19 protein-coding genes are annotated in these 18,357 nt (G+C 68.3%); 9 read left to right on the plus strand and 10 right to left on the minus strand.

The features are described 5' to 3' along the window. Window positions 1-62 precede the first annotated feature (62 nt). Window positions 63-1,010 (minus strand): DapH/DapD/GlmU-related protein, encoded by a 948-nt coding sequence (locus tag ACLD0U_RS03430; RefSeq protein ID WP_410339837.1) that lies wholly within the window; start codon window positions 1,008-1,010, stop codon window positions 63-65. 83 nt (window positions 1,011-1,093) lie between these two features. On the opposite strand from ACLD0U_RS03430, the gene dapE reads away from it, so the two are divergent. The 3 genes from dapE to ACLD0U_RS03445 all read left to right on the plus strand — a co-directional run bounded on the left by dapE (window position 1,094) and on the right by ACLD0U_RS03445 (window position 3,649). After that, window positions 1,094-2,167, plus strand: a complete 1,074-nt coding sequence (dapE, locus tag ACLD0U_RS03435; RefSeq protein ID WP_179411346.1) for a succinyl-diaminopimelate desuccinylase — start codon at window positions 1,094-1,096, stop codon at window positions 2,165-2,167. Beyond that, window positions 2,149-3,384 carry a hypothetical protein gene (locus tag ACLD0U_RS03440; RefSeq protein WP_410339838.1) on the plus strand — a complete coding sequence of 412 codons (1,236 nt, stop codon included), beginning with the start codon at window positions 2,149-2,151 and terminating at the stop codon, window positions 3,382-3,384. The genes dapE and ACLD0U_RS03440 overlap by 19 nt, the downstream gene beginning before the upstream one ends. A 91-nt stretch (window positions 3,385-3,475) precedes the next feature. Then, window positions 3,476-3,649, plus strand: coding sequence for a DUF3117 domain-containing protein (locus ACLD0U_RS03445; protein ID WP_179411345.1), 174 nt, complete (start codon window positions 3,476-3,478; stop codon window positions 3,647-3,649). A gap of 83 nt (window positions 3,650-3,732) precedes the next feature. Here the strand turns inward: ACLD0U_RS03445 and ACLD0U_RS03450 are convergent, their stop codons facing one another. Next, window positions 3,733-4,365, minus strand: coding sequence for an O-methyltransferase (locus ACLD0U_RS03450; protein ID WP_179411344.1), 633 nt, complete (start codon window positions 4,363-4,365; stop codon window positions 3,733-3,735). A gap of 86 nt (window positions 4,366-4,451) precedes the next feature. Here ACLD0U_RS03450 and ACLD0U_RS03455 point away from each other — a divergent pair, with 86 nt between their 5' ends. Then, complete coding sequence (locus ACLD0U_RS03455) at window positions 4,452-4,856, plus strand: twin-arginine translocase TatA/TatE family subunit (protein WP_206820776.1); 405 nt, start codon at window positions 4,452-4,454, stop codon at window positions 4,854-4,856. A 30-nt stretch (window positions 4,857-4,886) separates the two neighbouring features. Here the strand turns inward: ACLD0U_RS03455 and ACLD0U_RS03460 are convergent, their stop codons facing one another. The 3 genes from ACLD0U_RS03460 to ACLD0U_RS03470 are packed head-to-tail and all read right to left on the minus strand — an operon-like array spanning window position 4,887 to window position 7,784. Next, window positions 4,887-6,014: an Mrp/NBP35 family ATP-binding protein gene (locus tag ACLD0U_RS03460; protein WP_410339839.1), complete on the minus strand. Its 1,128-nt coding sequence runs from the start codon at window positions 6,012-6,014 to the stop codon at window positions 4,887-4,889. Next, complete coding sequence (locus tag ACLD0U_RS03465) at window positions 6,001-6,519, minus strand: DUF1003 domain-containing protein (RefSeq protein ID WP_179411918.1); 519 nt, start codon at window positions 6,517-6,519, stop codon at window positions 6,001-6,003. The genes ACLD0U_RS03460 and ACLD0U_RS03465 overlap by 14 nt, the downstream gene beginning before the upstream one ends. A 2-nt stretch (window positions 6,520-6,521) precedes the next feature. Next, window positions 6,522-7,784, minus strand: a complete 1,263-nt coding sequence (locus ACLD0U_RS03470; RefSeq protein WP_206550181.1) for a magnesium transporter — start codon at window positions 7,782-7,784, stop codon at window positions 6,522-6,524. Between the two features lie 70 nt (window positions 7,785-7,854). Here ACLD0U_RS03470 and ACLD0U_RS03475 point away from each other — a divergent pair, with 70 nt between their 5' ends. Both ACLD0U_RS03475 and ACLD0U_RS03480 read left to right on the plus strand, forming a co-directional pair. Beyond that, a complete protein-coding gene (locus ACLD0U_RS03475) occupies window positions 7,855-8,655 on the plus strand; it encodes a general stress protein (RefSeq protein ID WP_410339840.1) in 801 nt (266 codons plus the stop codon). Between the two features lie 13 nt (window positions 8,656-8,668). Then, entirely contained in the window at window positions 8,669-9,352 is a 684-nt protein-coding gene (locus ACLD0U_RS03480) for an alpha/beta family hydrolase (protein WP_410340267.1), read from the plus strand. Between the two features lie 24 nt (window positions 9,353-9,376). On the opposite strand, the gene ACLD0U_RS03485 is transcribed toward ACLD0U_RS03480, so the two are convergent. Together ACLD0U_RS03485 and ACLD0U_RS03490 are read right to left on the minus strand one after the other, a co-directional pair. Then, window positions 9,377-10,852, minus strand: a complete 1,476-nt coding sequence (locus ACLD0U_RS03485; protein ID WP_410339841.1) for a DUF222 domain-containing protein — start codon at window positions 10,850-10,852, stop codon at window positions 9,377-9,379. Between the two features lie 42 nt (window positions 10,853-10,894). Further along, window positions 10,895-11,509, minus strand: coding sequence for a phosphotransferase (locus tag ACLD0U_RS03490; RefSeq protein ID WP_410339842.1), 615 nt, complete (start codon window positions 11,507-11,509; stop codon window positions 10,895-10,897). Window positions 11,510-11,570: 61 nt separating this feature from the next. Here ACLD0U_RS03490 and ACLD0U_RS03495 point away from each other — a divergent pair, with 61 nt between their 5' ends. Beyond that, window positions 11,571-12,218, plus strand: a complete 648-nt coding sequence (locus ACLD0U_RS03495; RefSeq protein ID WP_410339843.1) for an HAD family hydrolase — start codon at window positions 11,571-11,573, stop codon at window positions 12,216-12,218. Between the two features lie 81 nt (window positions 12,219-12,299). On the opposite strand, the gene ACLD0U_RS03500 is transcribed toward ACLD0U_RS03495, so the two are convergent. The 3 genes from ACLD0U_RS03500 to ACLD0U_RS03510 all read right to left on the minus strand — a co-directional run bounded on the left by ACLD0U_RS03500 (window position 12,300) and on the right by ACLD0U_RS03510 (window position 16,430). Then, the gene (locus tag ACLD0U_RS03500) at window positions 12,300-13,718 is read right to left on the minus strand and encodes an aminopeptidase P family protein (protein WP_206550179.1); all 1,419 of its coding nucleotides are present in this window, start codon (window positions 13,716-13,718) and stop codon (window positions 12,300-12,302) included. Between the two features lie 72 nt (window positions 13,719-13,790). Continuing rightward, window positions 13,791-15,251 (minus strand): S8 family peptidase, encoded by a 1,461-nt coding sequence (locus tag ACLD0U_RS03505; RefSeq protein ID WP_410339844.1) that lies wholly within the window; start codon window positions 15,249-15,251, stop codon window positions 13,791-13,793. 156 nt (window positions 15,252-15,407) lie between these two features. Beyond that, window positions 15,408-16,430 carry an endonuclease/exonuclease/phosphatase family protein gene (locus ACLD0U_RS03510; RefSeq protein WP_274368665.1) on the minus strand — a complete coding sequence of 341 codons (1,023 nt, stop codon included), beginning with the start codon at window positions 16,428-16,430 and terminating at the stop codon, window positions 15,408-15,410. Window positions 16,431-16,484: 54 nt separating this feature from the next. Between ACLD0U_RS03510 and ACLD0U_RS03515 the strand changes: the two genes are divergently transcribed. Together ACLD0U_RS03515 and ACLD0U_RS03520 are read left to right on the plus strand one after the other, a co-directional pair. Further along, on the plus strand, window positions 16,485-17,363 hold the full coding sequence (locus ACLD0U_RS03515; protein WP_410339845.1) for a PHP domain-containing protein: 879 nt from the start codon (window positions 16,485-16,487) through the stop codon (window positions 17,361-17,363). Window positions 17,364-17,447: 84 nt separating this feature from the next. Beyond that, window positions 17,448-18,350: a DUF817 domain-containing protein gene (locus ACLD0U_RS03520; RefSeq protein ID WP_410339846.1), complete on the plus strand. Its 903-nt coding sequence runs from the start codon at window positions 17,448-17,450 to the stop codon at window positions 18,348-18,350. The last annotated feature ends 7 nt before the right edge of the window (window positions 18,351-18,357 follow it).

Consider the following 18,357-nt stretch of genomic DNA (forward strand, 5'->3'; position numbering starts at 1 on the left):
GCCGTCGGGAACTCTCCCGGCGGCGCCGTTGCGGTGTGTTCGGTCTCGAAGAACCCGTGCGCTCAGGCGTGCAGCGCGTCGTTCAGCGTGACGCCGTGACCGGTGCGCGACTTCGCCTCGATCGCGCCGGTGACCGAGTTGCGCCAGAACAGGACGCCGGGGCGCCCCGACAACTCGGCCGCCTTGACCGTCGGGCGTGCGCCGTCGGCGGTGCGTGGAGCGTCGCTGAGCACCACCTTCGATCCGGCGGTGACATACAGCCCCGCCTCGACCACGCTGTCGTCGCCGAGCGAGATGCCGATGCCGGCGTTGGCACCGAGCAGGGCCCGCTCGCCGATCGACACCCGGTGGCTGCCGCCGCCCGACAGCGTGCCCATGATCGAGGCACCCGCACCGATGTCGCTGTTCGCTCCGACGACGACGCCCTGCGAGATACGCCCCTCGACCATCGCCGGTCCGAGGGTGCCGGCGTTGAAGTTCACGAAACCCTCGTGCATCACCGTCGTCCCCGGCGACAGGTGCGCGCCCAGGCGCACGCGCGACGCGTCGGCGATGCGCACACCCTCGGGCTGCACGTAGTCGGTCAGCCGGGGGAACTTGTCGAGGCCCTGCACCTGCAGGCCGTGGCGCAGCAGCATGGGGCGCAGGCGGGCAGCGTCCTGGGGCAGCATCGGGCCGCCGTTCGTCCACGCGTTCGTCGGAAGGTGAGCGAAAACGCCTTCAAGATTGATCTCGTTCGGACGCACCAGCAGATGCGAGAGCGCGTGCAGACGCAGATACGCGTCCGGTGTAGAGGCGACCGGAGCGTCGAGATCGAGCGACAGACGCACGATCTCGGTGCGCACGGCGCGGCGCTCATCGGCTCCGGCGTACGATTCGAGTGCGGGGTCGTCATCGGCATCCGACTCGCCGAGACCGACGCGGGCGAACCACGCGTCGAGCACGGTGTCGGGTGCGGCGGACTCCGCCGTCGTGATCGTCGCCAGACCGATGCCCCATACGCTGCTCATCCTTCTACGGTAACGCGCGCTCGCCGCGACAGCGCGCGCGTTCGCACCGGCGGCGCGCGGTGCGCGTCGATAGGCTGGAGCGCATGGTGCTCGATCTGACCGCATCCGCCGCCGACCTCACTCGCGCGCTGTGCGACATCCCCAGCGTCTCCGGCGGTGAGAGACCGCTCGCCGACGAGATCGAGACGGCGGTATCGCGCTGCGCCCACCTCGAGGTGAGTAGGCACGGCAACACGGTCGTCGCCCGCACGAACCTCCAACGCCCGCAGCGGGTGGTCATCGCCGGCCATATCGACACAGTGCCGATCAACGGCAACGTCCCGACGCGCGACGTCGTCATCGACGGCGAGGCGTACATTCACGGGCGCGGCACGGTCGACATGAAAGCGGGAGTGGCCGTACAGCTCAAGCTCGCCGCCGAGCTCGTCGATCCCGGTGTCGACATCACGTGGATGTGGTACGACAACGAAGAGGTGGATGAGTCGCAGAACGGCTTGTTCCTGCTGTCGGCATCGCGTCCTGACCTGTTCGCCGCCGATTTCGCCATCCTCGGCGAACCGTCGGACGGGCGGGTCGAGGGCGGGTGCAACGGCACACTGCGCGCCATCGTGCGCACGCACGGTGTGCGCGCCCACAGCGCGCGTTCGTGGGTGGGCGAGAACGCCATCCACGGGGCCGCTCCGATTCTCGCGCGGCTGGCCGAGTACCGCGCGCGCACGATCGACGTCGACGGGCTGTCGTACCGCGAAGGGCTGAGCGCCGTCGGCATCCGCGGCGGGATCGCCGGGAACGTCATCCCCGATCTCTGCGAGGTCGAGGTCAACTACCGCTTCGCCCCGAACAAGAGCATCGACGACGCGCAAGCGCATGTACGCAGCGCTTTCGAGGGGTTCGAGGTGGAGTTCACGGATGCTGCCGCCGGCGCGCGTCCTGGTCTGGACGCTCCGATCGCCCAGCGCTTCCTCGCCGCCGTCGGGGGAGAGGCTCACGCCAAATACGGCTGGACCGATGTGGCGCGCTTCTCGGCGATGGGCGTCCCCGCCGTCAACTACGGTCCCGGGGATCCTCACCTGGCCCACCACGACGAGGAGCGTGTGCCGGTCGCGCAGATCGACGACGTCGAGCGCGGGCTGCGGGCGTGGCTGAGCGGGTTCTGACCGCCGGCGGGCGCGGCGGATCGTCGGCGCTGCGCGCCTGGCAGCGGATGCCGGTGGTCGGCCGCATCGCGATCATCTATCTGTGCGCGCGACTGGCCACCACTGGCCTGCTGATGCTGGCATCGAGCCTGTCGTCATCGTCATCGAGGTTCGGCATCCAACCCACGCTCGGCGAGTACGTGCTCGGGTGGGACGCGCAGTGGTACTGGTGGGTGGCCGAGAACGGCTACCCGTCGACGCTGCCGCTGACCCCGTCGGGTGAGGTCACCGAGAACGCCTGGGCGTTCATGCCGGTCTACGCCTATCTCGCGAAGTTCGTCGGGCTGGGTGACTGGGGCGTCGGCGCCCTGCTGATCTCGCTGACCGCCGGTTTCTTCGCCTGTCTCGCGCTGTATCGCCTGCTCCGACGACGGATCGGGGTGACGGCGGCGCTGTGGGCGGTCGCGTTCTTCGCGAACGGTCCGCTCGCGGCACTGTTCCAGGTCGGCTACGCCGAGTCGCTCTTCCTCATGCTGTTGCTGATCGCGATCGACCTGGTCTCCCGGCACCGGTACGCGTGGGTGTACCTGCTGATTCCGGTCATGGGCTTCACGCGCCCCGGCATCCTCGCCTTCGCGCTGTTCCTCGGGCTGCACGGCATCGCGCGTTGGGTGCGCCGCACCAGCGAGCCGCTTCCCGTGCGCGACATGGTGCATATCGTCGCGCTCGGCGCGCTGGCCACGGTCGTCGGATTCAGCTGGCAGGTCATCGCCGGTGTCGTGACCCGAGACCCGGGCGCGTACCTGAAGACCGAGCTGTCGTGGCGCCGCAACTGGTTGGAAGACCCGAACCCGCACTTCTTCCCCTTCGAGGGGTTCGTGCGCGGTGCGGAGTTCTGGGCGCAGCAGTGGGGGATGCCGGCGTGGATGGGGTGGATCCTTCTGCTCGCGCTCGTCGCGGGGGCGGCATGGATGCTGTTGCGCGCGCGGGCCGTACGACGATTGGGCATCGATATCCGGCTGTGGAGCGCCAGCTACCTGCTGTATCTGCTGGCCGTGTTCTTCCCTCAGTCGAGTACGTTCCGCCTGCTGGTTCCACTGGCGCCGCTCGCGGGAGCACTGGGCGTGCCGAAATCGCGGATCTACCGGTGGGGAGTGCTGCTGCTGTGCCTGTTTCTTCAGGCGCTGTGGATCCTCGCAATGTACGGCTCAGCGCAGACCTACTGGCAGGTGCCCTAGCGTCATACCGCGATATATCGTGTGGTTACGCGCGTAGGACCCCATCCATACCGATAAAGTGGTCTCATACCACCGAGGAAAGGGAGCCACGATGGCAGCGATGAAGCCGAGGACCGGCGACGGACCGATGGAGGCCGTGAAGGAAGGGCGACTCATCATCGTGCGGGTTCCGCTTGAAGGCGGCGGCCGTCTGGTCGTCTCCGTGAACGACGATGAAGCGAAGGAGCTTCACGACGTGCTGGCTGCCGTTGTGAACGCGGCCTGACAACAACGCACAGAAGAAGGGCGATGGAGGATTCCATCGCCCTTCTTCGCGTCTTCGCTCTTGTTCGTGTCTGGGGGCCGGTATCAGTCGGCGACTCGCGCCAGCTGCAGCAGTCCTTCGCCGGTCGTCGACAGCGCGGCGATCACCGCCTGAGACTCCTGGGTCTCCTGGATGAGCGAGCGGTAGGCCGTCGTGACCGCATCGCGCTGCACAGGATCGGCGACTTTGCCTCCGGCGAGCACACGGGGGATCAGTACGAGCCCGCCGGTGCGCACCAGGCGCAGGCCGTGGGCCACATACTCGATGACGTTCTCGGGGTCGGCGTCGACGAGCACGATGTCGTAGGCGCCCTCGTTCATGCGGGGGAGCACATCAGCGGCACGACCGGTGATGAACCGCGTGCGCGACGGTGGCACCTTCGCCTCGGCGAGGCACTGGCGTGCGACGCCCAGGTGCTCGGGCTCGTTGTCGATCGTGGTCAGCACCGCTTGGGGAGCGCCACGCAGCAGCCACAGGCCGGAGACACCGGCGCCGGTACCGATCTCGACGATGGAGCGGGCTCCGACCGCAGCGGCCAGCACGGCGCACTGGGCGCCGACGCCGGGACTGATCGGGGTGGCGCCGAGCTCGAGGCCGTGCGCGCGGGCGCGGGCGATCGCCGACGGCTCCACGATGGTTTCGCGGGCGAATCGGGCGTTCGCGTCGTGCTCGCTCATGGTGCTTCTCCTGGAAAAACGGGTTACTGACAGCGTAGGCGCACCCGGTGGCTCAGAACGGGAGGCGCGGCGGGTAGCCTGGTGTGATGAATTGGGGCCTGGACATGGACAAGCTGCTGTTGATCGGCCTTGTCGCTGTGCTCATCATCGGCCCGGAGCGGCTGCCGAAGGCCGCCGAGGCGTTCTCGAAGTTCGTGCGGCGCGCGGGCGAGTATCTGCGTGACACCCGCAGCAAGATGCGCGACGAGCTGGGGCCCGAGATCGATGAGGTCGACTGGCGCAAGCTCGATCCGCGGCAGTACGACCCGCGCCGGATCATCCGCGATGCGCTGATCGAAGAGCCCGACTTCGAGCAGAAGCCGTCAGCGGCGGCGACCCCGGCCACGAGCAATCCCTTCACGAGCGACCCCACGGCGCCGGCGCGTCCGCCGATGACACGCACCGCGTTCTCACGAGCGACGCCGCCCCCGTTCGACGCCGAAGCCACCTGATCCGACCGGTGCGCGCGTCGGCCGGCCGGCTCAGTTCAGAGTCAGAGGCAATGGGCGACCGGCAAGACCGCGACCGTTGCGTGCGATGTCACGGGCCAGGGCGCTGATGGCCTGCGCGGCCACGTCGTCGGGCTGATCCAGGACGACGGGAACGCCCACGTCGCCCCCGTGTCGCAGCGTCGGGCTGAGCGGGATGGATGCCAGGAGTGGCACCTCCGCGGCATCCGCATCTGCGCTGAGCGCGGCAGCGACCTGCGCGCCGCCGCCCGCGCCGAAAAGATCGAGCACGGTGCCGTCGGGGAGGGTGAACCCCGACATGTTCTCGACGACGCCGATCACGCGCTGGCCCGTCTGGCGGGCGACCAGTCCCGAGCGGATCGCGACGTCGGATGCGGCCGGCTGCGGTGTCGTGACGACCAGAACCTCGGCGTGCGGCAGAAGCTGCCCGATCGAGATGGCGACGTCGCCCGTTCCCGGGGGCATATCGATCAGCAGCACATCGAGGTCGCCGAAGAACACGTCGGTGAGGAACTGCTGCACGGTGCGGTGCAGCATCGGCCCGCGCCATGCGACGGCCCCCTCGCCTTCGCGCAGGAACATACCGATTGAGACGGTCTTTACATCGTGCGCCACCGGCGGGAGCATCAGATCGTCGATGCGCGTCGGCTGCGTGCCCGGTGCGATGCCCAACAAGCCCGGGATGGAGAAGCCGTGCACGTCCGCATCCACCAGTCCCACGCGCAACCCCTGCCGGGCGAGCGAGACGGCGAGGTTGGCGGTGAGGGTCGACTTGCCGACGCCGCCCTTTCCGCTGGAGACGAGGATCACTCGGGTCAGTGAGTCGGGACCGAACGGCATCTGCCGGGCCGGGCGGCCCTCGCGGAGCTTCTCGGTCAGCGCACGGCGCTCGTCAGACGTCATGACACCGACCTCGACCGTGACCTGGGCGATGCCCGCAACGGACGCTGCCGCATCGTGCACGTCTCTCTCGATGCGCGCGGCGGCAGGGCATCCCACGATGGTGAGGACGATGCCCACGCGTGCGGTCTCGCCTTCGACGGTGATGTCGCGCACCATGTCGAGGTCGCCGATCGGGCGGCGCAGCTCGGGGTCGCTGACGGCGGCGACGGCGGTGCGTACGCGGTCAGCGAGCGTCATCTGTCTTCTCCTCGTCCTGCAGTTCGGCCAGCATGGCCTTCAGCTCGTGTCTCAGCACGTCGCGGGTCACCGTCTGCGAGCTGCGCTCCTCGAGGGCGAGTCGCAGGGCCACGATCTCGCGGGCCAGGTACTCGGTGTCGGCGAGGTTGCGCTCGGCGCGCTGCCGATCCTGTTCGATCTGCACGCGGTCGCGGTCATCCTGGCGGTTCTGCGCGAGCAGGATCAGCGGCGCCGCATACGAGGCCTGCAAGGACAGCATGAGGGTGAGCGCTGTGAAGCCCAGCGCCGCGTCGTCGAAGCGCACGGGCTCGGGCATGACCGTGTTCCACGTGATCCACGCCGCGCAGAACAGCGTGAGGATGACCAGGAACGCCGGGGTACCCATGGCGCGGGCGACCCACTCGGTGAACCGGCCGAACCTGTCACGCGAGGGAGCGGGCATGCGCCCGGTGGAGCGGCCGCCGGAGCGGTTGCGGGGCGTGTCCAGGCGAGGGGAGCGGGCCATCATCATGCACCGCCCTGGGGAGACTCGGACGGGTGCGCGGCGGTGCGCCAGTCGTCGGGCAGCAGGTAGTCGAGTACGTCGTCGACGCTGATGGCGCCGACCAGGCGGTGGGCGCCGTCGATGACCGGCAAGGACACCAGGTCGTAGCTGGCGAGCATGCGGGCGACCTCTTCGGCCGAGGCTCCCACCGATACCGGTTCGAGGCTGTCGTCGAGGATCGCTCCGAGGCGCTCATGCGGTGGGTAGCGCAGCATCCGTTGGAAGTGCACGACCCCCAGCAGGCGTCCGGTCGGGGTCTCGAACGGCGGCAGGGTGACGAACACGGCCGCCGCGAGGGCAGGGTGCAGCTCATGCCGGCGGATGAGCGCGAGCGCTTCGGCGACAGTCGCGTCGGCCGACAAGATGATCGGCTCGGTCGTCATCAGCCCGCCGGCGGTATCGGGCCCGTATCGCAGCAGGGTGCGCACATCAGCGGCCTCTTCGGGTTCCATCAGCGCGAGGAGATGCTCGAGGCGGTCCGGGGGCAGCTGCGCGAGAAGGTCGGCCGCGTCGTCGGGCTCCATCTCATCGAGCACGTCCGCGGCACGCTCGTCGCCGAGCCGGTCGATGATGCCGACCTGGTCGTCTTCGGGCATCTCTTCCAGCGCGTCGGCGAGGCGCTCGTCGGGAAGCTCACCGGCGACCTCGATGCGCCGCTGCTGGGGCAGGTCGAGCAACGAGGTGGCGAGGTCAGCGGCGTGCATCTCGGAGTACGAGGCGACGAGCTGCTCGGCGGACTGGCTCTCGCCGGGCATCCGCAGTTCCGCGACCTCGTTCCACGCAGCGAACGCGGTGGGGCCCTTCGCGAACGGCGAGGGGTTCGTCTTCGGTTTGCGCAGGAACAGTTGCGTGATCGCCCACTCGCCGTGGCGGTCCTGCTCAATCGCGGCGTCCTCGACGGTCGCTGTTTCTGAGCCGTCGATGAGGCGCACGCGCCGGCCGAGGAACTCGGCGAGCACGCGCACCTCGCCGTGCCGGGGCTGGAAGCGGCGCACGTTGATCAGACCGGTGCTGATGACCTGACCCGCGCGGATCGAGGTGACGCGTCCGATCGACAGGAACACCTGGCGGCGCCCGGGGATCTCGATCACGAGACCGATGACGCGCGGTGCGGCGGTGCTGCGATACACGACGACGACGTCGCGGACCTTGCCGACGCGATCGCCGGCGGGATCGAACACGGCGCATCCGGCCAATCGCGCGACGAAGACCCGTTGTGTGCTCACGGCTCCAGCGTAGTGCGGAGCTTCGGCGGGATCGGTGCTCTCTGATAGGTGTCGATGGGACAATGGCGGGATGAGCATGCTGAATCGTCCGGTGACCGGCAATGATCTCGGTGAGGTGATTGCGTCGACGCGCGACTACGAAGCCGCCCAGAAGACGGTGTCGAAGCTGATCGCGGGCGAGGTTCCTGCCCGGGACATCGCGATCGTCGGTGAGGGGGTGCGCACTGTCGAGCGGGTGACGGGCCGGCTCGGTTATGCAGCGGCGGCTCGCTCGGGGGCGATCAACGGTGTGCTGATCGGTCTGCTGCTGTCGGCGATCATGCTGTTCGGCAACCCCGAGGCCCCGATCACGCTGTTCCTCGGATTCCTGCTCGTCGGCGTCGCGCTGGGCATGATCATGAGTCTGATCACGTACGCGATCGTGCGGCGCCGTCGGGACTTTGCCAGTGTCTCGCAGATGATCGCCGACCACTACGAGGTGCGTGTGCAGGCGGCGTCGCTCGCCAAGGCACGTCAGGTGGTGGGGCACGTGCGGCCCGCCTCGACGCGGCCGCCGGTCGATCTGAGCGAGCCGCCGCGCTATGGCGAGCGGATCACCCCGGATGGAGCGCAGGGAGCCGGGGCGCCGGCGGCTGGTTCGCAGCCGTCGGGTGCGCAGTCGACTCCGCACGTGGCTGCGCCCGCTCCGCACACGGCTCCGCCGCCCCCGCCGCCGCTTCCGGCGCCGGTCGCTGAGTCGGCTGCCGGGGCTGGAAGCGCCTCCGGCTCGGAATCGGATGCTTCAGACGGTGCGAGTTCAGATGCCGCAGCCGGCGGTGACGTGTCGGATGCCGGTGACGGTGCGTCAGGTCAGCAGACCTCTGACCGCTGACGTCGACGTGACGATGAGCGTGCAGGTGGCGTTGCCGAGCGGCGATATCTCGGTATCGACGGCGTGGGAGCGCCCGGAGGGTGAGTCGCGTGGCGCCGTGGCCATCGCGCACGGTGCGGGCGCAGGGATGGATCATCCGTTCTTGGTGGGATTCGCGGCGGGGCTGCGTGATCGTGGTTTCACGACGGTGCGGTTCAATTTTCCGTACGTCGAGGCGGGGCGGCGTATGCCGGGTCCTGCCGCGCATGCGATCCTGACGTGGCGCGCGGTCGTGTCGGCGATTCGTGCCGATGCCGACGGGGCGTCCGGGGCCGTCTGGGCCTGCGGAAAGTCCTATGGCGGTCGCATGGCGTCGATGGCTGTCGCTGAGGGTCTGGAAGTGGATGGGCTGGTGTATCTCGGGTACCCGTTGCATCCGCCGGGCAAGCCTGAGAAGCCGCGGATCGAGCATCTGCCCGCCGTGCGTCCCGCACAATTGTTCGTCGAGGGAACGAACGACCCGTTCGTTCAGCCGGTGCAGCAGTTGGAGCAGGCGGTTACGGCGTGCCAGGATGCCCGGATCGCGTGGATCGAGGGCGGCGGGCATTCGTTCGAGGTGAAGGGGCGCAAGCGTCCCGCGGACGAGGTCGGTGCGTCACTGGCGCCGCTCGTCGCAGAGTTCATCGACGAGCGCGGCCGGTCTGCGACGGGGGAGTAGTTCTCTCTGACTTGCGCCGCAGCCTCACGCCGCGGGTGGCGGTCTGAATCTCTGAGGCGGCGGGTCGATGCCCGCCCACGCAGCGACGCGTGCGGCGCGCGGGCGAAGCGGCACAGGCGGTTCAGCGCCCGGCGGATGCAACACGAAATCGCCCTTGTGCTCGCGCGTGATGCTCCATCCCCCGTGGTGCAACTGGCCGTGATGGTAGCGGCAGAGCAGGATTCCGCGGTCGATATCGGTGCGGCCCTGCTGGGCGTTCCATTCGTCAATGTGGTGTGCTTCGCAGTACGAGGCGGGGCGATCGCAGCCTCGCCACCGGCATCCGCCGTCACGGATCGACAGGGCGACGCGCTGTGTCGGCGTGAACAGTCGATGCTCCCGTCCGACGTTCAGCGGGTTGCCCGTGGGGTCGACCGTGATCTGCACGGTCCCCGTGTCGCAGATGCGCTGTTCGACGGTGCCGAACGGCAACGGCATGCCGTAGTCCTCGGTGTGCGCGCTGACCGGTGCGCCGGTGCCGGCATCGTGTACCTGGACCAGTCGCACTCCGGCCTGTCGCGTGCCGAAGACGGTCTCTGATTCGGCGAGCGAACCTGCCCGCAGCAGGTCGATCAGCAGGTCGTACGACAGCTGGTCGTTGGTGCGCGTGTCGGCGCTGAGGCCGTCGGCCCGTTCTGTCTCTGACGCGTCGACGAATCGGGGGCCGCCCCGTCGTGGCCGCAGCGCGGCATCACGAATCGCACGCATCCAAGCGGCGCCTTCGTCCTCGAACTCGATCCGGCCGCACTCGCGCCCGTCCGCGTCGATCCACGTGCGGAAACTGCGCCGTTCGTACCGCTCCGCGAACCGGCGCGCAGCGCCGTCGGGGTCGAGCTGGTCGCGGATCGCTCGGGCCTGGGTACGCAACTCCTCGACGGTGCGTTCCGCTGCGTCGGCGATCAACTGTTCGGCGGCGGCGCTCCACGCCGCCTGGTTGTCTTCGGTGTCGTCGGGCGGGGCGCCGAGGCCCCGCTGGATCGCATCCTGCTGAGTGGACGAGATGAGCCCGCGCATCATGGCCGCCGACAGTGGTGCGTGCCACGGTGCCCGTGTCGCCGCGCGCACGCCTGCGGGCTGTTCATCGGTCGGGGATGCCGAGTCACCGGCATCCGATAGTCCTGCCTCGAGTACCGACAGGCCGAGCCGAACCTGCCGCTGCGCTTCTGCCCGGCTGATTCCGGTGAGATCCTGCACGAGTGCGGCCGGCGTGCGGTGGCCGCGTGCCTGCGCGAAGCCGCCGTGCCCGTCGTCGCGAGTCGATCGCCGCGCGGTGATGCCAGCACCGACGACGCTGATGCGCTCCAGGGAACGCACGAGCGTCGCGGCTGACGTGACCGCATCCATCAGTTCGTCGCCGGCAAGTTGCGACATGACCGCGCCGAGTTCGGCGCTCTCGACATCGTCACCGAGCAGCGCACGCAAAGCGGCGACATGCTGCTCGATCTCGGTGAAGAGTGCCATGACTTCATTGTGCGCCCGGCCGCCGACATTCGAACGTTTGATCTAGTCGCGGAGTGCTCGCGCCCACTGTTCCCGATGCGTGCGCACGTGGTCGGCGACCGCAGACCAGTGCGCCCCGTGTCCGTCAACGAGCGCACGCAGCCTCGCCGCGGATTCGCCGATCCTCTCGGTGCGGTCGTTCAACGTGAAAGCGGATGCCGAGTACGCGAGATCCCACAGGCGAGTGCTGGGGCCGGCGCCGTCCCAATCGATGAACAGCCAGCGCTCGCCGACGATGAGGTTCCACGGCGTCAAGTCGTTGTGGCAGATCAGTTCAGGCGCTCCCGGTGCGGGCAGCAGCACATCCCAGTCGGCGTCGCCGACGGAGTGGAAGTCGGCCGCGGCGTCGTGGATACTGCGCACCAGCGCTCCCACGCGCGCGAGGTCGGCGAGGTCGAGGTGGTCGGGGGCCACGCCGGGAACGAACTCAAGCACCTGTCGTCCCTGCGCGTCGAATCCGTACGGTTCCGGTGCGGCGACACCGCGCGCCCGAACCGCGCGCAGCAACGCGTGCACCGCGGGACTCGCGCCGGTCGCCGGCTTTCGCACCGAGCTGCCGATGCGCATCACCTCGTCCGCGACGTTGCCGCCCGTGAGCAGTTCCTCGTCTTCGAACACCGCACCAGCGTACGCGTGAGACGCTGGGACGCATGACGGCGCACACCCGGGGACGCAGAGCATGATTCGCGCGGTTGTCTTTGACCTCGATGGCGTGCTTCGTCACTTCGACCCGTCGCATGTGGGAGAGATCGAAGCGCGGCACGGTCTCGCGAGTGGGAGCATCCACTCTGCGGCTTTCGAAGAGACGCTGTTGTCCGCAGTCACGACGGGAGCGCTGACGCGGGCAGAGTGGATGCTACACGTCGGTGCCGTGCTGGGTAGTCCCGGTGCTGCGCAGGAGTGGGCGGCTCACCCGTCCGAGCCCGATGAGTCGATGCTGGCGCTCAGCGATGAGCTTCGGGCATCGGGCATCCGCACTGCTGTCCTGACGAACGGAACCGACACGATCCGCACGGAACTGCACGAGCTCGGAATTGCCTCTCGGGTCAACATCGTCTTCAACTCCGCGGAGATCGGCTTCGCCAAGCCTGATGTGCGGATCTTCCAACACCTGCTCGATGCGCTTGCGCTCGAGCCGGACGAGGTGTTCTTCACCGACGACTCGCACTCGAAACTCGCCGGCGCCGTCTCTCTCGGCATTCCGACGCACCACTTCGTCGGAATCGACGGACTGCGACAGGCGCTGCATGCTGCCGGGGTGCTTGAGTACGCGACGCCACGGGCGCCACTCGTGGGCGGCGTTCGCCGCTCCGACCGCACCCCATAGACACAGGAACTCGCGGGCGATCAGGTCGCCCGCGAGTTCCTCATCGACGGCCGGCGGGCCGTCGAGCACCTGTGACAGTGATCAGCCCTTCAGCCGCGCGATCCATGCCTCGACGTCGTCCGCGGTACGCGGGATGTCAGCCGAGAGGTTGACGGGGCCGTCCTCGGTCATGAGGATGTCGTCCTCGATGCGCACGCCGATACCGCGCAGCTCTTCGGGGACGGTGAGGTCGTCGATCTGGAAGTACAGACCCGGCTCGATCGTGAAGACCATGCCCGGCTCCAGCACGCCGTCGTAGTACATCTCGCGGCGCGCCTGGGCGCAGTCGTGCACATCGATGCCGAGGTGATGCGAGGTGCCGTGCACCATGTACCGGCGGTGCTGACCGCCCTTGTCAGCGTCGAGCGCCTCTTCGGCGGTCACCGGCAGCACGCCCCACTCGGCGGTGCGCTTAGCGATGATCGACATAGCGGTCTCGTGCACCTCGCGGAACTTGGCGCCGGGCTTCGCCGCAGCGAAGGCGGCATCCGCGGCCTCCAGCACGACGTCATAGACACGACGCTGCACCTCGGAGAACGTGCCGTTGACCGGCAGCGTGCGCGTGATGTCGGCCGTGTACTGGCTGTCGACCTCGACACCGGCGTCGATCAGGATCAGGTCGCCGGGCACGACGGCCCCGTCATTGCGGGTCCAGTGCAGGTAGCAGGCGTGGTGGCCCGAGGCGGCGATGGTGTCGTAGCCCTCCCAGTGCCCGTCGCTGCGTGCGCGCTGGTGGAACGCACCCTCGACGATGCGCTCGCCACGCGGGTGGGCGATCGCCTTGTCGAAGTCGCGGATGATGTCGTCGAATCCGGATGCCGTCACCGCGACCGCATGGCGCATCTCGGCGACTTCGTACTCATCCTTGACCAGCCGCAGCTCGGAGACGAAACGGGTCAGGTCGGCGTCGTTCTCGACGACCAGGTCGTCATCGCCGGCGACGAAGGTGTCGACGTGCGCGGTCGCGACGTCGAGATCAGCGGCAACACCGGCCAGCGACGGGCGCGGACCGATCCAGAACTCACCGATCGTGGCATCCGAGTAGAACTCGCTGGTGGTGCGGTCGGCGCGCTCGCGGAAGTACAGCGTGACGTCGTGGCCGTCGTCGGTCGGGTCGAAAACGAGCAGCGAGTCGGGCTCGGAGTCGTTCGCCCAGCCGGTCAGATGCACGAACGCCGAGTGGGCACGGAACGGGTAGTCGGTGTCGTTGCTGCGCTGCTTGAACGAACCGGCCGGAACCACCAGGCGCTTGCCGGGGAAAGCCGCAGAGACCTTCGCCCGCCGCGCCGCGGCGAACGGGGCCTGCGCACGGGCCGACGGCATCGACTCGGGGCGGTCGGCCCAACCCGTCGAGATGGTGTCGAGGAACCCCTGGGGGAACGGCTGCTTGCGAGGGTTCTCGGCGACGGCAGCGTCGTCGGAGGTCGTGGCGATCGTGTCGCTGTCAGCGGGAGTACTCATGCATCCATTCTCGCACCCTTCACTGACAGGGCCCGAGTGGGATCACTCGGGCCCTGCGTGCGTGAGATCAGATCACTGCACGGCCTTCAGGGCGTTGACGATCCCGTGACCGTAGTAGCTGTTCATCTCTTCCGTACCCTCGCAGGCCGGGCCATAGTCGTACTGCGGCGCAGAGCACGCCGTCGGTGTGGCATCGTCGCGCAGCTTGTCGATCATCTGCGCCGGCGTCAGCTCGGGGTGTACTGACTTCATCAGCGCGAGCACACCCGCGACGTGCGGTGACGCCATCGAGGTGCCGCTCTTGTACGCCCATCCGCCGGGAACGGTCGACGCGATGCGGGAACCGGGTGCGGCGACGTCGATCTCGCCGAGCCCGCGGTTCGAGAAGTACGACAGCTGCCCGGTGTCGGTGAGCGACGACACGGTCACGACGCCCGGCAACTGGGTCGGCAGATCCTTGCAGCCGGAGTTGATGGTGCGCTCCACGGCCTCGCTGTCGTTCGGGCTGCCCGTGTCGACCGTGTTCGTCCGCAGGTCGAGCGCCGAGTTGCCGGCAGCGGCGGCACTGACGACGCCCTTGTACGCCGACCACCTGACGGCGCGCGCCACGGCCTCCTGAACGGCGGCCTGGTCGGGCTGGTCATCGCACCAGAACTCGAACGGGTCGATGTAGTAGCTGTTGTTCGTCACGTCCATGCCCCGCTGGGCGGCCCACATGAAGCCGCAGATCGCGTACTCGGGATAGATGTATCCGTCGTCGTTGACGACCTTGACCGAAGCCAGACGCACATTCGGCGCGACGCCGACGATTCCGAGGTCGTTGCGCGCGGCGGCGATCGTGCCCGCCACATGGGTACCGTGGTCCGACGTGGTCGGGTACCAGCCGTCCTCGGACTGGTCGGGGCGACCGCCGACCGTGCAGTTGACCGACTCTGCCGGATCGATGTTGGCCACGAGATCGGGGTGCGTGGGGTCAATGCCCGAGTCGAGCACACCGACCAGCACATTGCGGCTGCCATCCGTGATCAGGTTGGCCTCGTCGGCCTGGATCATCTCCATGTCCCACTGCAGTTCGGAGTACAGGTCGGAGCTTGATCCGGGGATCGGTTCGGTGGGCTCATCGCCGTTCACGGGCTTGTTCTTCCCTTGGTTCCAGCCCGACGAACCCGGACCCCACGGGATTCCAGGTCCTGTGACCTTGTCCTTCACCTCTGCGGTGCGTGTGGCGCCCACCGAGGCGATGGCGTTCTTGCCGGCGACCGTGACGTCGTCGCGGAACGCCGCACGGTCGGACTGCGCGATGATGACGCCGATCTGCGGCCAGCTCTGTACGACGATGCCGCCCGCCGCGGCTACCGCGTTCTCGGCCTTGCGCGTTTGACCGGGGTTGGCCTGGCCGGTGTTGACGACATAGCTCATCACGGTGCCGTCCGGTGGGGAGATCGGAACGGGCGTTGAGGTCTCGGCGGTGGCGGCGGTGGCGCTCAGGCCACCCGCGACGACGAGTGCGAGTGCGGCGGCGGCACTGATCATGCAGCGCAGCGCTCGACGTGGGGATTGGGGTTTCATGACGGCCTTTCATCGTTGGAAGACCGGCTTCTGCCGGAAGGGCGGTGGCCCTCCTGAGCATTTCTATCGGTAGCTCACGGGCGATACAACGGCTTCTCAAAGATGCCGCCTACGGCGCGCTCAGTCCGCGGGCTCCAGCTGCGCAACGATCGCGCGGTGGTCGCTGCCACCGGCATCCGAGAGCACGATCGACCCGGACGCCCGCCACGTCTCACTGGCCATGATGTGGTCGATCGGCGCCCCGGCCAGACGGGGCAGGTCTGCGGGCCAGGTGCCGACCATGCCGTTGCCGGTGTCGATCGCCGCATCGCGGCAGTGCCCCATGGTGCCGTCATGCATGCCGAGCGCGGCCATATGGTCGACTGTGGCGTTGAAATCGCCCGCGAGGATGAAGTCGCCCTCGGGGCACTGGTCGGCGATCCAGGCGAGATCCGATCGCCACTGGTCCATCGCTGCGAGACGAGGGGCGATCGCGTGCACCGCGACGATCGTCGGGCCCTCGCCGTCGACGGGCATCGCGACGGCACTCGGCACGGATCCGGTGTTGCTCGTGCCGTCCGTCGAGGACTCGATCACCGAGTAGTCGCCCAGCTCGGCCGAGATGAGGATCGTCGTCTGCCACGCCTGCGGCCCGTCAGGCACATCGGGATGGATGTTGACGTGGTGCACCCACATCGGATTGCCCGACTCGCGCATCATGAGCGCGATCTGCTCACCGACCTCTTCCGACGTCTCGGGGAGGGTGACGACGTCGATCTGCTGCTCCTCGATCACCCCGGCGATCGTCTCGGCCGAAACCGCAGCGCCGGCGGTGTTCCACGTGAGCACGCGCAGGCTGGCATCCGACTTCGCGGGGAGGGCATCGTCGCCGAATCCTCGCACCGCCCCCACGATTCCGTTGGCCCCGGCGCCCAGCAGCGCGATGATCAGGATCGATGCGGCGAAGCCGCGCAGCGGCCTGGCGAGCATCAGCAGCAGCGCCAGCACGGCGACGACGAGGAACGCAGCGATCAGCACTGGGCGCGCGGCAATGACCTGCGCGATCGGGAACGTCGTCTCGAGCCGGAAGAACTGCGGCCACACGAGTATCGCCGTCGCGATCGCGAACAGCACCGAGATGAGGATTCCGACCGTGCGTAGCATCGGACGAAAGCCTAGGGGAATCGGCTGTGTCCGCCCTGGCGGTACGCTCAGAGGATGACGTCGGATGCTGCGTTCCGCTTCTCGGGGCCGAGTGACCTGCATCTGCATTCGAACCACTCCGATGGCACCGAATCACCTGCGGAGGTCGTGCGCCAGGCATATGCCCACGGGGTGCGCACCTTCGCGCTCACCGACCACGATCGCACCACCGGTTGGGGCGAGGCGGCCGCCGCAGCCGCAGCGCTGCGCATGACCTTCCTGCCCGGCATGGAGTTCTCTGCCAAGCACGAGTGGCGCAGTGTGCATGTGCTCGGCTACCTGTTCGATCCGACCGATCCGGCGTTGACGGCCGAGACGGCGCGCATCCGCGACGACCGGGTGGGCCGGGCCGAACGCATTGTGCGCAACATCTCGCGGGACTACGAACTGGTCTGGGAAGACGTGCTCGCGCACACCACCGCGGATGCCACGGTCGGCCGCCCGCACATCGCCGACGCGCTGATCACCCGCGGTTTCGTCCGCGACCGCACCGAGGCGTTCGAGAGCATCCTGCACCCGCGCAGCGGGTACTACGAGCCGCACTACGCTCCTGACCCACTGACGGCAGTGCGGTTGATCACGCGCGCCGGCGGAGTTGCGATCATCGCGCACCCCGCCACGGCGGGACGCGATCGGATGCTACCGGTGAGCTACCTCGAACGGCTCATCGCCGAGGGGCTGGCCGGATTCGAGATCGATCATCGTGAGAACACTGCAGCAGGCAAGCGGACACTGCGCGACCTCGCCGTGCGACACGACCTGATCGTCACCGGCTCCAGTGATTATCACGGCCTGACGGGCAAGCCGAACCGTCCCGGCGAGAACACGACGACGAACGAGATGGTGTCGCGTCTCATCGACCGCGCGACGGGGATTGCACCGCAGTACCCCTGAGCGAGCGCTGCGGACGGAGGCAGTCCAGCGAATGGTCGGGTTGTTCCCGGGGGCCGCTCGGGTGGTGCCGCTAGCGTCCGAACCATGCAATGGGGAACCGCGCTCGAGCAGCGCATCGACGCGATCGCCGATCGGATGCTGCAGGATGCGGCCGCCCGTGGAGCGCGCGCCGCCGCGATCGAGTTCATCGTCTTCGTGCTCAAGCAGGCGTGGGCGTGCATCTTCGGTGCGGCGCTGCTCGTGGCGCTCATCGCGGCGCGACTGCTCTATCCGGATGACGCCGCACTCGCGCGGAACGATGCGCTGACCCTCGCGGCAGTGCTCATCCAGGTTGCGATGCTGGTGTTCGGGCTGGAGACCGTGCGAGAACTGCGGGTGATCGTGCTGTTCCACATCACGGGGACGGTGATGGAACTGTTCAAGACGGATGTCGGGTCGTGGGCCTATGCGGCCGAAGGAGTCCTTCGCATCGGTGGCGTGCCCCTCTTCAGCGGTTTCATGTACGCGGCTGTGGGGTCGTACATGGTGCGGGTGTACCGGCTGTTCGACCTGCGCTTCTCCCGCTACCCCCGTCGGTGGCTGACTGCGATCGTGGCCGCGGCGATCTATGTCAACTTCTTCACGCATCACTTCTGGTGGGATGCCCGATGGGTGCTGTTCGGCGCGGTTGTCGTGCTGTGGGGCGGCACCGTGATGCACGCGCGGATTCGTGTGCGCATCGTACGTCTGCCGCTGTTGCTCGTGTTCGCGGGCGTCGCCCTGTTCCTCTGGGCGGCCGAGAACATCGGCACGTGGGCCGGAGCATGGGTGTACCCGGATCAGGTCGCCGGATGGCAGCCCGTCTCGCTCAGCAAGATGGGCTCGTGGTTCCTGTTGATGATCATCTCGGTGGTGCTGGTCGCATGGGTGTATCCACCGCGCGCGCCGATGGCGTCGTCCCCGGAACCGATCGAGGCCCCTCCCGTTCAGCAGGAGAGGCCTCGATGACGATCTG

Origin of the sequence: Microbacterium sp. 2216-1 (assembly GCF_046507855.1) — a bacterium.
GTDB classification, from domain to species: Bacteria; Actinomycetota; Actinomycetes; order Actinomycetales; family Microbacteriaceae; genus Microbacterium; species Microbacterium esteraromaticum_C.